This is a genomic window from Helicobacter cholecystus (assembly GCF_003364215.1).
Classification (GTDB): domain Bacteria; phylum Campylobacterota; class Campylobacteria; order Campylobacterales; family Helicobacteraceae; genus Helicobacter_G; species Helicobacter_G cholecystus.
Genome location: NZ_NXLU01000002.1, coordinates 302,395 through 317,117 on the forward strand (window position 1 = coordinate 302,395; position 14,723 = coordinate 317,117).

At 34.9% G+C, this 14,723-nt stretch carries 10 protein-coding genes and 1 tRNA gene; 1 reads left to right on the plus strand and 10 read right to left on the minus strand.

Annotation, left to right across the window (positions count from 1 at the left end; translation table 11 throughout):
* Positions 1–96: 96 nt before the first annotated feature.
* From CQA62_RS03345 to CQA62_RS03390, 10 genes are all read right to left on the minus strand, one after another.
* Positions 97–690: a uracil-DNA glycosylase family protein gene (locus CQA62_RS03345; protein ID WP_158653679.1), complete on the minus strand. Its 594-nt coding sequence runs from the start codon at positions 688–690 to the stop codon at positions 97–99.
* Positions 691–1,072: 382 nt separating this feature from the next.
* Positions 1,073–1,147 (minus strand) — tRNA-Asn (locus CQA62_RS03350).
* Between the two features lie 50 nt (positions 1,148–1,197).
* Positions 1,198–2,115 carry a radical SAM protein gene (locus CQA62_RS03355; RefSeq protein WP_104724224.1) on the minus strand — a complete coding sequence of 306 codons (918 nt, stop codon included), beginning with the start codon at positions 2,113–2,115 and terminating at the stop codon, positions 1,198–1,200.
* Positions 2,115–3,137 (minus strand): uroporphyrinogen decarboxylase, encoded by a 1,023-nt coding sequence (gene hemE, locus CQA62_RS03360; RefSeq protein ID WP_104724222.1) that lies wholly within the window; start codon positions 3,135–3,137, stop codon positions 2,115–2,117. Before hemE ends, CQA62_RS03355 begins: the two co-directional genes overlap by 1 nt.
* Before the next feature lie 114 nt (positions 3,138–3,251).
* Positions 3,252–3,602 (minus strand): 50S ribosomal protein L20, encoded by a 351-nt coding sequence (gene rplT, locus CQA62_RS03365; protein WP_104724220.1) that lies wholly within the window; start codon positions 3,600–3,602, stop codon positions 3,252–3,254.
* An 84-nt stretch (positions 3,603–3,686) separates the two neighbouring features.
* Positions 3,687–3,881 carry a 50S ribosomal protein L35 gene (rpmI, locus tag CQA62_RS03370; RefSeq protein WP_104724218.1) on the minus strand — a complete coding sequence of 65 codons (195 nt, stop codon included), beginning with the start codon at positions 3,879–3,881 and terminating at the stop codon, positions 3,687–3,689.
* Positions 3,882–3,909: 28 nt separating this feature from the next.
* Positions 3,910–4,425 (minus strand): translation initiation factor IF-3, encoded by a 516-nt coding sequence (gene infC / locus CQA62_RS03375; protein ID WP_104724216.1) that lies wholly within the window; start codon positions 4,423–4,425, stop codon positions 3,910–3,912.
* On the minus strand, positions 4,422–6,233 hold the full coding sequence (thrS, locus tag CQA62_RS03380) for a threonine--tRNA ligase (protein ID WP_115585110.1): 1,812 nt from the start codon (positions 6,231–6,233) through the stop codon (positions 4,422–4,424). Before thrS ends, infC begins: the two co-directional genes overlap by 4 nt.
* A gap of 39 nt (positions 6,234–6,272) precedes the next feature.
* The gene (gene lspA / locus CQA62_RS03385) at positions 6,273–6,719 is read right to left on the minus strand and encodes a signal peptidase II (RefSeq protein ID WP_104724636.1); all 447 of its coding nucleotides are present in this window, start codon (positions 6,717–6,719) and stop codon (positions 6,273–6,275) included.
* A 155-nt stretch (positions 6,720–6,874) separates the two neighbouring features.
* Positions 6,875–8,605 (minus strand): ShlB/FhaC/HecB family hemolysin secretion/activation protein, encoded by a 1,731-nt coding sequence (locus CQA62_RS03390; protein ID WP_158653678.1) that lies wholly within the window; start codon positions 8,603–8,605, stop codon positions 6,875–6,877.
* Positions 8,606–8,740: 135 nt separating this feature from the next.
* Here CQA62_RS03390 and CQA62_RS03395 point away from each other — a divergent pair.
* The coding region (locus CQA62_RS03395; protein WP_115585112.1) for a filamentous hemagglutinin N-terminal domain-containing protein at positions 8,741–14,723 on the plus strand (5,983 nt) is incomplete at its 3' end.

Here is a 14,723-nt window from a genome sequence, read left to right on the forward strand (position 1 = left end):
CTATTCTACTTACAAAAATATTTTAAAGATGATTCTCAAATCTTTGGAAGCAAAATCTTATCTCTCATTGGAAAAGAGAAATATAGCCCTTATAAACTATTGAATTAACTTTGCTTCTTTAAAAGCATTACGCCATTGATTTCTTTTTTCATCACTATTCATAGAACGATTTAATCGACTTGGGCTAGGCAAATAAAATAATTGGCTAGAGGTGTAATCACAATGCTTAAATTCACTTTTAAATTTATTTTCAGCCTTTCTTGAGGTGAACATAATTTTTGTTTCTTTATATTGATCCAAAAAATTTTCAACAAATTCTAAGCAATATGTATGATTTCGAGCACATGTAAATAAATCTTTATCATTTGAATACCAGTTAAACCCCTCATAACTCTCAACAATATCATAAATAGCAATTCCTCGGTTATTAATCCAGTCTTCTTTTTGCTCTTTTGGCATTTTTATCAAATCAGCATCAAATACATACCCCAAATATTCCCAAAACTCATTTGTTTTATTTCCATAAAAATACCCATTATCTCTTGATGCTTTAGAAGGAAAAGTCCCAAGAATTAAACACTTATAATGATATTTACCACTAAGATATATCTCTTTTCTATTGGCAAAGGGGTAGGTAAACTCAAACCAATCCATATCCATATCTTTGATTTTCTTCTTAAATTCATTCATCATAAACCCGCTGTATTCAATTTTAAAATTGGATCATTACAAAATCAAACTTAACTATACCTTAATTTATTTATAAAAAACTTTATGATTTATTATTTGGATATTTATTTTTATTCAGAAGCTTCCAATATATCCTCTAAATCCTCCCATAAATCATCAAAATTTTATATAGTCTCTTTAATATTTGTGTGAAACACTAAATTTATCGCGTAAAAATACTTTCTTGATCCTAACTCTATTTGATCTACTTCTCTTTTTTGTTTGAATTAATTTATCCACAATTATATTGTCAAGATTATTGCAAAAAGACTTTGAGATACTACAAAAAACTATAAGAAAAATTAAAAATGATGATTGAATCTATAAACTGTAAGATGAAGTATGGCTCCGGATGCAGGATTCGAACCTGCGACCAAGCGGTTAACAGCCGCCTACTCTACCGCTGAGCTAATCCGGAATACGAAGCTCAATTTAAAGTTAAGATTATAGGGGAAAAATTCTTATATGTCAAGATATTGGAGCAAAAAAACTCATATTTGCAACTTTTTTTATCTGTATTTTCCCATTTTCTAACATTTTTTTACAGATTTGCTCTCCATCAAAGAGTGCAGAAAACTCATCCACACTGATTGGGCGTTTTTTAAGAATCTCTAAGACATCTTCTTCACTCTCTAAAAGAGTTTTTTGCTCCAAAGTAATCTCTTTCCTTACAGGGATACTTACGCATTGCCCCTCAAACACTAAAGAAAGCTTTTTTAAAATCTCTATATCCACACCCTCAATTCTATAAGCTGGAGGACGATCTAATGTTCCTAAATCTACACGATGCACACCTACCTCACGCATAAAATTTGCAAGTAAATGCATCTCTTCAAGATTATCATTGAGATTTTTAAGAACTAAAATCTCTGCAACAAGCTCTCCATCATATTTTTTTGCAAAGTCTTTAATCCCCTCTTTGATTTGTTCAATATCTAAAGATTTGTTTGGACGATCAAGCTTTTTGAAACACTGTGCAGAGTAACAATCAAGAGAAAATTTCACAATATCAAATTCTTTGAGTGCTTTTTGCACTTGTGGATCACCAAAACAAGAGCCATTACTGAGAATGAGTGTTTTATATTTTCCTCCAATCTTCTCTTTGATTTTAGTAATGAGTTCATAAAGGTGGGGATAGAGCGTAGGTTCACCATTAGCGCTAAGAGTAATGACATCAAGTTTTGGCCCACTCTTTAATCTTTTAAAAAGTGTATCAAGGATTTGTTCTACCTCTAAAACTTCCTCCATCTTCCCCATAGTCTTCGCTCCACCAAGCTCACAATAAAGACAATCAAAATTGCATTGTTTTTTACTTGGAGAAAGATCGATCCCCAAAGAGATGCCAAATCTTCTTGAATGTATAGGGCCAAAGATAATATTTTGCATTAGCGTTTAGTTTTTTCTTTTACAAGCTTGACAAGCTCAATGGCATTTTCTCTTGGAAGATCAGGGATCATTCCATGTCCAAGATTAAAAATATGTCCCCTTCCTTCATTCATCACAGAGAGAATTTGCTCCACCCCTTCAAGCATGGCATCCACATTATAAAGTCTTGCAGGCTCAAGATTACCTTGTAAAACATACTTTTTGCCAAGTTTTTCTTTTGCCAAACTCATTGGAGTTCCCCAATCCACTCCAAAGACATCAAAATCTCCATCTAGGTATTCAAGATATGCACCGACACCTTTAGGAAAAAGCATTATAGGGATATGAGGGTATTCTCTTTTGATTTCTTTAGCAATTTTTTTCATATACTCCCAACTAAAGCTAAGATATGCACTCAACTCTAATGCCGAAGCCCAAGAATCAAATACCATTACAGCATTTGCTCCTGCCTTGATTTGAGACTTGAGATATCCAATCAAATCTTGGCTAATCATCTCAAGCAAAGAGTGTAAAAGTGTGGGATTACTATAAAGCATCTTTTTACTATGCGTATAGGTTTTGCTTCCTTCTCCCTCAATCATATAAGTTGCCAATGTCCAAGGTGATCCACAAAATCCAATCAAAGCTTTATCTTTTGCAAGCTTACCTCTAATGCAACTTACTGCATCATAAACATATCCAAGCTTTTTATAAGATCCACTTTCTAAAAGTTTAAGATCCTCTTGTGAGCGAATAGTTTTGCCAAATTTGGGTCCCTCTCCTGCAAGAAATTCCAAAGGCAGTCCCATTTCAAAAGGCACAACCAAAATATCGCTAAATAAAATTGCTGCATCAACATCTAAAATATCAATAGGCTGAAGTGTAACCTCTGCTGCAAGTTCTACATTTTGACAAAGATCTAAAAAACTTCCTGCTTTAGATCTTGTTTCTCTATATTCACTGAGATATCGTCCTGCTTGTCGCATCATCCAAATTGGGGTATAAGGAGTTGATTTCCTTAAAGCAGCATCAATAAAAATCATATTTTTCCTTTTTTGACCAAACTAAAGTCAAAATTATATAAGAAACAAAAAACAAATCAAAGGGAATAAGTGAAGAAAATAAACCCCTCCAAAAAGAAGGGGTTGAAGTGGAAATTAGAGGGCTTTCTTTGCACTCTCTACAATTTTTGAAAATGCACCTATATCATTCATTGCCATATCAGCAAGAATTTTTCTATCAAGTTCAATATTTGCTAATTTTAAACCATGCATAAATTTAGAGTAACTCATATCGTGCATTCTACAAGCTGCATTAATTCTTACGATCCATAGACTTCTAAATTCTCTTTTCTTTTGTTTTCTATCGCGGAAAGCATAATACATACTTCTTTCAAGTTGTTCTTTTGCTTTTCTAAAATGTTTTCTTCTACCGCTATAAAAACCTCTAGCAAGTTTTAAAATTTTCTTGTGGCGTCTTCTTCTTACCACGCCTGTTTTTACTCTCATCTTTTCTCCTTTACCTTTTATTAGGTGTGATTTACATCAAACTTTCCCTTTTTTTATCAAAGGGGGACTACAACTCACTCTGTATTATGCTTTACACAATAGCTTTTTTACAGAATCCATATTTGCATCATGAACATATTTGGGTGCATTTAAGTTAGCTTTTCTTTTGTGATCTTTCTTAGTCAAAATATGACTTTTAAAAGCACTGCCACGCTTTACAAGGTTCTTTTTTACCTTAAAACGTTTAGCTGCACCGCGATTTGTTTTCATCTTTGGCATTTTCACTCTCCTTTCATAAGATTAAAAATTATTTCTTTTTAGGAACAAATAGAATATTAACATATCGTCCTTCAAGTTTTGCCTCTTTCTCAGCAATTGCAATATCTTCTAACATCTCACTAATTTTTCCCAAGAGGTCAAGTCCTACGCCTGGAATACCCACTTCCCTCTGCTTGAGGAATACTCTAAAACGCACATGTTTACCATTTTCTAAAAACTCTCTTGCATGCTTCACTTTGTAATTAATATCATTTTGCGCAATTTGCACAGAAAGTTTAATCTCTTTAATTTCAATTTGCTTTTGCTTTTTTTTAGCCTCTTTTTGTTTTTTTTCGACTTGATATTTAAACTTCCCATAATCCATAATCTTACAAACTGGCGGATTGGCATTTGGAGAAATCAAAACCAAATCTAAATCATGCTCAACTGCAAGTTCTAAAGCTTCCCTAGAACTCATAATCCCAAATTGCTCTCCACCCTCACCAATACAACGCACTTCTTTTAGTTGAATATCTTCATTTAATAATGTTTCTTCTTTGCTCAAAAGCTAACCTCTTTCATTTTAGTTTCTACAAGTTTAAGGAATTCTACTTCACTTAACTCATATTGTGTCTTCTCTCTTCTATCTCGGATTGCCAAGATTTTATTTTGCATTTCTTTTTCACCCAAAACAATAATCATTGGCACCTTTTGCTTCTCAGCAGTTCGAACACGTTTACTCAATGTCTCATTCTTATTAAAAATTTCAGCATAAGCACCAAGAGACAGCATTTTCTCCCTTAACTCATTGGCATATCCAACCTGTTGAGCTGAAATTGGAATAATCACTACTTGAGTTGGAGCAATAAAGAATGGAAGCTCTCCACCAAAATGCTCAATCAAAATAGCAATAAATCGTTCAAATGATCCTAAAATTGCCCTATGTATCATTACAGGTTGCTTAGCAGTATTGTCTTCATCAATATACTCCAGCGCAAATCTTTGTGGAAGATTCATATCAATTTGCACTGTTCCACACTGCCATTTTCTCCCAATTGCATCTGTAATCTTAATATCAATCTTTGGGCCATAAAACGCTCCACCGCCCTCATCAATCCCATATTTAATCCCACAAAAACTCAGTGCATCTTTAAGAGCCTGTGTAGAAATTTCCCAAATTGCCTCATCACCAATAGATTTTTTTGGTTTGGTTGAAATTTCCATCTCATATTTAAATCCAAAAGCATTCATAATGCGTTGAGCAAATTTCACAATAGAAACAATTTCATCACAAATTTGATCAGGCTTACAGAAGATATGCGCATCATCTTGAGTAAATTCTCTCACCCTTAAAAGTCCATGAAGCACTCCACTTTTTTCATGACGATGCACCACGCCATACTCATAAAATCTTAAAGGAAGTTCTCGATAGGAACGGATAGAACTTTGATAAACCTTAATATGGCCTACACAGTTCATTGGTTTAATCCCATATTCTACTTCATCAATCTGTGTAAAATACATATTCTCACCATAATTTTGATAGTGCCCACTGATTTTCCATAAATCACTCTTAAGGATTTCTGGTCCTCTTACAGGCTCATAGTAGCGAATAATATGTGCTTGAGTGAGAAGTGTTTCAAGTGTGCGTCTAAGCCTTGCACCTTTGGGAAGCCAAATAGGCAGTCCTGCACCTACATCCTCATCAAATGCAAAAAGCCCCATCTCATTTCCAAGCTTTCTATGATCCCGCTTCTTTGCTTCTTCAAGCTGAAAAAGATGTTGTTTTAAAGATTCTTTATCAGAAAATGCAATCCCATAGATTCGCGTAAGCATTTTAGCTTTCTCATCTCCCCCTAGATATGCACCTGCAACCTTTGTAAGTTTAAATGAATGCAAGAACTTAGTATTGGGTAAATGAGGTCCACGACAAAGATCTTCAAAATCTCCTTGGGTATAAATAGTTAAAATTGGGGAATCAATTTTTGAAATCACCGCCATCTTGAGATCATCATTTTTAAAACGCTCAATGACTTCTTCACGAGAGAAAGTGCATTTAGTAATTTCAAAGCCTTGTTTTACAAGCTCTTTCATTTTCTCTTCAATCTTTGGCAAATCTTCCTCTGAGATTTTACTCTCTACCTCAAAATCGTAATAAAAACCTTCATCAACAACAGGACCAACAAAGAATTTCGCTTCAGGATAGAGGGATTTGATTGCTTGTGCCATAAGATGAGCACAGGAATGCCGAATGATTAAGAGAGATTCGGGTGAATTGTCAAAAACTACTTCCTCACCACTTGCACCCATTTCTTTGGCAGTGGCAAGATCTAAAACTTTATCTTGATATTTAATGCCTATGACTTCAGACATACAACCTCTGTAATATTAAATTTCCCATAAAATTTGCGATTATACTACTTTTCTCTCATCTTTTTTCCAAAATATCATCATTAAAAGTAAAATTCCAATCCCAATATTAATAAAAACATCAGCAAGGTTAAACACTGCAAACTCAAATTTATAGTGCCAAAAAATATAATCTACTACACCACTATGCTTAAAACGATCATATAAGTTTGATACTCCAGAACCCATAAGTAGGCCAAAAGGAATGAAATAGTTTCTAAGCAAATCTTGTGAAACCAAAAAAATATAAGTAAGGACAATAATAAGCCCCATCTGAATCCACTTAAGATTCTCTCCTAAAAACGAAAACATTGAAAACGCTACACCTTTATTTAAAACTGAAACAATAGAAATCACACTGCCCTCATACCTAAAACCTTGCAAAATCAAATTTTTAACATATTGATCAAGTATAAAACACATCACACCCAAGAGTAAAAAAATTCCCATTCTTCCATAGTAGCGTTTAAAATTTTTATACAGGTTACAAGGACATAAAAAAATCTTTTTCTCTTCCATTATCTCTCTTTTTCATAGCAAATCAACTTAATGAATTCAATTATATCTTTATTTATTTTTTATTTTGTCTCTCTTGCTAAATTAATCTATATCCCGCATCCAACAGAAAAATAAAAATATCGCTCCTTCTCTTTTCTAGGATTATAAAAAGCCTTATAACCCCACAATTGGACTTGAAAATATTCTTTATAATTCATTCTTAATCCAATACTCCCGCCACTTAAAAAGCCTCTATTCCTTAAAATAAAACTAGAAGGGGTAAAGAGATCAATGACATAGCCCATATCTATACCTATACTTGATGTTATAGCAAACCCTTTAAAATTTAAAAGATCATAAACTAAATCATTTCGATTAAGTATTCCAAAATCTCCACTCAAAGCATTGTTTTCAAATCCTCGAATACTGTACATTCCTCCTAGTCCCATTTTTTCACTTGCATAAAGCTGGGTGCGTGAGAATTGAGTTTTGATGAGTGATGAGAAACGCATACGTTGGTTACTCAACATAAAAGGGATGTTCAAATACAAATCAAAAGTAGGGAGAGTATAGAAAAAATTTGGAGGATTTTTCTGTTGAGTTGGAAAATTTGACATAGACCCTAAGGCCTTAACTCCTTGCTTTACTCCCAAACTAAGAGAAAGAGAGGAGCTATTTTGAAAATATCTTAGATAATCTAATGAAATAAAAATATAGGTGAGATTCCTTCTTTGGGAAAGAAGTTCAATTTTCTCTAATAAATTTTTTGCCCATCGCTTTCCCAATCCAAAATTGATTGAAAGCTGGTTAAGGTTATCCATATAAGAAAGAATCTTCCCCTTAACCTCAAAACTTGTCAAATAGCCACTATACTTAAGCTCTCTTCCTACGAATTTTAAGGGATAGGCATAAAAAGAATAACTTCCTGAAGCAAAAAATATAAATCTCCTCAGGGGAATAGAAAAATCTAATGAAGTATAAAGACTATGTGCATTAGTTTTCCAATATGGGGTAATCACACTATAAGAACTCAGAATCTCTCCAAGAGAAAGAATATTCTCCACTCCTGCTTGAAGCGAAGTTTGATAAATCCCACTTCCACTATTACCTCCATTATCCATACTTACTAAGAGATAGAATGGTAGGGGTACTCCACTGATTTGCTTTGCATCAAATTCCACATCAATTTGTGTTTGTGCCAGAGTATTATTGCTTTTTTGTGGTTGAATAAAAAATCTTGGGAAAAGGGTTTTAAGCCTTCTGTAATTATAAATCCCTCGCTCAAGAGGAGAAATATTAAGAATATCACCCTCTTTTATTGCAAAATCTTTTCCCCAAAATGCAATAAGAGAAGGATAGCGAATAGATCCCACAAATGAAGTTTCTATATTGATGATTAGCTCACCCTTTTTAAGGTTTTGTGGTGGAAGAGCAAAAAGTGTAGTGATATATCCCCTCTTGATTGCTTCTTTTTTTAATTCTTCTAGCAAGATATAAATCTGTTTTTGATTAAGACACTGATTCTTATATTTCTTTAGATTTTTTTCAAGAAAGGCAAACTCTTCAAGCACTTTTGACAAATCAGCATATAGAGTAATGCTGTGAATATCAAAACAAGGCAATCCCTCTTCTTTTGTGATAGATTGGATATTTTCCTCTAATTCCTCCAATTCTTTTTCTTCTTTTAAACTCTCTTTTGGCGGGATTAAAAGAGGTGAAAGATCCTGAAGAAGAAGATTTTGTTTTCTAGCTGAATTAAGCCTATCAACAAGATCTGATGGGTTAATAATTTGAGAATGCAATAAGATAGAACCCATCAAACCTAAAACTAATTTCATTTTCTCTCCAAAAGAAAAATCATTTTTGACAAATTTTATGAACATCTCTGTAAATTTTAGTGTAAGATTGATTAATTTAAGATTTGATTTTGTCTAAGCTTTTATTTAGGTTGCCTTTAAAAAAAGGAGAATATGATGAAAAAGCTTTCCTTCTTATTGCAATGTTGTTTATCTTCTCTCCTTTCTTTATCTCTTATCTTTCTTCCACTCTGTGCTAACTCTGTATCTTCTTTGAATTCTCCAATCTCAAATCATCCCCTGCCTTTGAATAATTCTACACCCTCCTCTCCTCCAATCATCATTGACCCTTCTTCTTTAAATACAAGCCTTGATATTTCTGCTAATGGGGTGGATATTCTCAATATTGCATCTCCTGATAGCAAAGGGATCTCTAATAATCTCTTCTTAGAATTTAATGTCAAAGAAAATGGCTTAATCTTTAATAATTCAACTCTAGCCCTTACTCCTAGTCTATTAGGAGAGATGATTACTGCTAATCCAAATCTCATCAATCCTGCTTCTTTTATTCTTAATCAAGTCACTTCTACTTCTGCTTCTACTCTACTGGGTTTTATGGAGATTGCAGGAAGTTCTGCTTCACTTTTAATTGCAAATCCAAATGGAATTACTTGTCAGGGTTGTGGCTTTATTAATGCCAATGATATTACTCTCTCCACTGCATTGCCTCAAATAATGGATAATGGGCATATAGAGTTAAATATTCAAAAAGGCATAATCAATATTAACTCTCTTAATGCTCTAGGATCTGCTTCTCTTTCCCTTTTGGCAAAAAGTCTCTCTTTTAATGCAGAACTTTATGCCAATACACTAAGAGCAATCCTAGGCTCTAATATGATTACTTTGGATCAAAAAGGTTCTCTTCTACTCTGGCAACCTATCCAAAGAGAAGATCACTCTACCTCCCTTGCTCTTGATGTAGGCTATCTGGGAAGAGTGTATGCTAGTTCTATCTTTATGGTTGCATCCGATGAGGGAGTGGAAGCAAAGATTAAAGGAGTAATGGCTACATATCCTACTCAAAGAGAAGGGGATGGGGGCTTTTATATTGATATTAATGGGGATTTAAAGATTTCTAAGAGAGAGGGAGAGAATTGGGCAGAAGAGAATAACTCTTTCTCTCAAGAGAATTTCTCTTCAAATTCTCTTCCCAACAAACAAGATAATACTCATAAAGTCATCCAAGAAAGTCTGAACATCAATCAAGGAAGATTTAAAGAAAATAAGGGATTAGATGGAAAAGAAAGATTAGCGCACAAAGAGCAAGGGGGAGAGAATTTCCCTTCTCTCTTTTCTTCTTCAACAATGCATATTCATTCAAAGACCTTGAACAATGAGGGCTATATTCTCTCTTTAGAGGATGCTTCTATCCAAGCTCAAAGTTTACACAATATCTCTATTCTCTCCTCAAACCAAACCCTTAATCTTAGGGCCAAAGAGATTGGGAATACCCATGGGTTGATTAAAGGCAATAATCTAGTAGTCCAATCAGAGAAAATCATTAATTCTGAAGGTTTTATTCTTGCAAAAGAAAATGCCTTTATTCAAGCCAATGAGATCCTTAATAGAGCAAAGATTAAATTAGCAGAGCAGAAAGTTTCTCAAGAACATATCACAATAGGAAGATGGAAAGATTATGATTATTATAAGGGACCTTCTTTTATTTCTTCATCTCAATATCTTAATGAAGGGGATAAGGACTATATTCAAACCATTTATGAGGACAAAATTCAAAGCTATAGCCCTGCAATGTTTTATGCAGGAAATACACTTGTAATCCAAGCACAAAATCTTGAGAACTTTGATGGACAAATTGGGGGAGAGAAAGAGAGCAATCTTGATGTCTTAGTGCTTAATAACCATGCAACACAAGCTTTAAGAAAAGTGATAAAAAGTGGGAGGGAGGCTAAGCATTACACTAAGAGGGTGAAATGTGGTTTCTTTGATTTTTTTACTTGTGGGCATAAGAATGTGACTGCCTTTGGTGTATTTGCCTATAATCCTGCTGCACAAATTACACAAATCAATCTTTCTCTTCCCTTATTTGCAGATAGCCTCTCCCTCTCTCCTAACACACAAGATATTGTTGTTTTTAACTCCTATAATCCCCAAAATATCAAAGCAAAAGAAGTCACAGAAGAGAATCTTAAAGATTTTATCTTGAGTGATTATTTTAAGCAGAGACTCCTCTCTCTTTCCTTTGAAACTCAAAAAGAGTTTTTAACCTCTCTAAGCCCTCAGGAGAGATATGCTTTTATATCCTCTCTGAGCAAAAATGATCAGAATTATCTTTTAAAAAATTTCAACAATATCCACCTAGATTCCTTTTCTTCCACTCTCTCCCTCCAAAATCTCCCTATTCTTTTAGCTCTCAACCAAAGACTTAATCAAGAGCTTCAAAACAAATACACTATTCAAAATCAACAAAATAAAAATTTTCTTCTTTCTCTCCCCTCAATCCTTAATATGGCTTCAACATCTTTGAGTGGAAATATTGCAGGAGAGAGTATCTATATCCAAGCAAAAGTTCTTAATAATGAGGGAAGCATCATTGCAAGTGGGGGAGTTTTTGCACAGACTAAAGAGAAAATACTGAATTCTGGAGGTATAGAAGCAGAGAATATCACTTTAAACTCAAAGGGAGAGATTAGTAATCTTGGAGGGAGGATTAAGGCAGAAGAAAATCTAGCTTTAAATGCAGATTCAATGAAAATGTCTTCTAGCATTTATACACAAGAAAGCTATAAAGAGTATGCCTTCTCTAAAATATCTCTCTTAGGAGGAGATGAGACTCCAACCTCTTCTCTTCCCCTCTCTAAGAGTGCAAAACATCTAAAAGTCCTTAGCACTCAATCTCAAACCCTTCTCTCTGAAAGCTTTTTAAGTGGTAAAAATATCACTCTGGGTGCTAAAGACACCCTCTCCCTCTCTGCAACAAAGCTTAATGCAACAAATAACCTGATTTTAAATGCAAAAGACATCACCCTCTCCACTCAAACCTTAGAGCAAAAAGACTTTAGAGATGAAGCAGCCCTAAGCTCTTCAAATACCCTTCTTACAAATTCTTTGAATGCCAAAAATATCATACTTAATGCCTCTAATTCTCTTACTTCCTCCTCTTCTTCTCTTCAGGCTACTTCCCTTCTTGCTCTTGATGCAAAAAATATTTCCCTTTTAGCCGACAAACAAGAGAACTATTCACACTCTAATAGGTCAGATGGGAGAAGAAAAAGCTCTACAACCACATCTAATTCTTTATCCATTATCAACACACTTGTAGGGGAAAATATTTTAATCAATGCTTCTGAAAGTGTTTTTTCAGTAGGAAGCTCATTGAGAGCAAAAGAAAATCTTCTCTTAAATGCCAAAGACTTTACTTCTCTCTCTGCTCTCTCTAGCCATTCTACATCTAGCTCATCTTCTCACAAAGAGTTATTCAGTTCTAAGGGTTCTTCAAGCTCTCTTGCTCAAGAGAGTAATACCCTCGCAGAGTTTGAAGCAAAGAATATTTCTCTCTCCACTTCTGAAGATATGCTCTTGCTGGGTGCAACTCTTAAAGCTCAAGAAGGAGTGAATATCACTGCAGGCTCTTTTACCCTTAGCTCTGTGAATGATCAGAGCACCACCTCTTCCTCTTCTTCTAAAGATATCCTTTGGGGAGCGATTAAGAAAGAAAAGGGTGAGAAAGTGAGTAAAGAAAGTGCACTCTCTTCTTCTATCACTGCTTCAAATCTCTCCATTCAGACAAATAATGAGGATTTAAATCTTATAGGAAGTGATCTTAATATTAGCGACTCTGCCTCCTCTCTTAATATCCTCAATGCCTTTAACACAACCACCACTTCCTCTTCCTCTTATTCAAGAACTCTCAGTGGAGGATTTGTTGATCTTAAAAGAAAGCTTAGAGCAGGATTGAAGTTTAAAGAAAAAGAAAATAGCACCCAAATCAGTCAAAGAGAGGTGGTAGCCTCTCACTTTAATGTAGGCTCTATATCTTTGAGTGCAAAAGATGCTCTTAATATAAAGGCTGCAAATATTCAAGCAGAGGGTGAAATTCAAGCATTGGCTTCCTCTATAACCATTTCTTCAGAGCAAGAAGTGAGAGAGGGAAGGGAGAGAGATAGAGAGGGAGAGTTAAAAGTAGGAGTAGAAATAGGCAATGCTTATGTGGATGCTTATTATGCTGGGAAAGATTTCTATCAAGCACAAAAGAGGCTTTATAAGGCAATACAGGCTTTAAAAAAAGCAAAACAAGACTATAAGGAAGGAAAGATCAGCAAAGAAGCTCTAGAGGATTATAAAACAAACCTTGCCCTCCTCTCTTCCTCTCTTCTTACAAACACAACCAACTTGACTTCCTCATTTTCCTCCATTGCTTCAAGTCTAACTAGCTCTTATGGAAGTGGCTTTTATGCAGGAGGATTTACAGAATATGAGGGCAATATCTCAAACTCTACTTTCAAAGACATCACTCAAGTTTCTTCCTCTCTCTCCGCCTCTTCTATCTCTTTTACCTCCACTTCTTCCTATACCCTCCTCTCCTCCTCTCTTCTTGCTCAAGATATAGAGATTAACTCAGGGGGAGAAGTCAAAATTGAAGCTTTAGCCAATGAAAGAACTTCAAACTTTCAAAGTACAGAGTATGGAGTATCTCTGAGCTTTGGCACAGCAGGAGTGAATGGGAGCAATATGATGGGAGGAGAAAGGAGGGAGAGAGCAAAGAGTGTAAGCTATGTGGCCTCTTCCCTCTCTGCTTCTTCCCTCTCTATCAATTCAGGAGAGAAACTCACTCTCTCCTCTTCCTCTGCTATTGCTAGGGATATGAGTATACAGGCCAAAGAGTTAGAGGTAGTTTCTAAGAGTGATACTGATTTAAGAGTTTCTAAGAGTTTTAATGGTAATGGTGGAGTAAATGGAGATAGTGGAAGTATAGGAGGAGGATTTGGGAGAGGGAGAGAGGAAGTCTCTTGGCTTAATACTCCCTCCTCTCTTCTAGCCTCTAGCTCTCTTAGTATTACTCTAGAGGATACTCTTACTCTAAAGGGAGGAGTTATAGGATTAGGGGAAGAGGAGGAGAGCAATCAGAGAAAGACAGAGAGACAAGGCACTCAAGAAATAAAACAAATTCAAGAGATAGAGAATAAGAAATCCCCTACTCTTTTCATCTCTGCTAAGAGTATTAAAGCAACGCATATTAAGAATACAAGTAAGCAAGAAAGCAATGGATTAAATCTCTCTACTTCTATAGGGAGAAGCTCTAATTCTCTAGGAATTGCTCTAAGTGGCAATACTGAGCTTTCTTTACTGGAAGAGAGAAAGGGGAGAGAGGGAGTAAGCTATGCAAGTATAGGAAGCTTAAATCCTAAGGCAGAGATACATATTTCTTTAAGTGATCAATCCTCTCTTAAAGATCCCTCCCCTACTCTTACTCAATTCTCTACTTTAAAGAGTTTAGAAGATAAAGAGAATGTATACAATTTCCTTCCCCCTTCTCCTAATTCTTCTCTCACTTCCTCTCCACAGAGTAATCAAGGAATAGAGAGCTTACAAGATCAACCCTCTTTTTCCAAAGATACAATTCTCCCTAATGCACAGAGTAAGAAAGACTTACAAACTCAAACATCTCTTCAAACTCTCAAGAATCTAGGAGTTAATAGCAATTTAGAGAAGAGTGAATATACAGAAGAAGAGAGAGTAGAGAGAGCCTTAAATGCAAGTTTGAGTATGGATAATGATCTCTTAAGCTCTATAGGAAGAGAGAGAATAAGAGATAACTTTGTTAATCTAGGAAGAAATCTAGCCCAAATAGGCAGAGGACTTACAAACAATATTCTTACTCAAAGTGTAGTGAATACTTTAAGAGATAAGCAAAGCAACCTTATTAAAGAGATGTATCGCTATGCTTTAATAGATGAAGCTCTTAGCACTCTCTTTGCTCAAGAAGAGCTGATTAATTCTCTTAATGGATTAACCAATCTCACTTCAGAACAAGTCCAAGAAGTCTTAAATGAAGTTGCTCAGAGTGCAAGTGGAGAGGATGGATTGAATGCTCCTCTTAGACTTTATAATAATGAAGAGTATACAAAGGGATATGCTTATA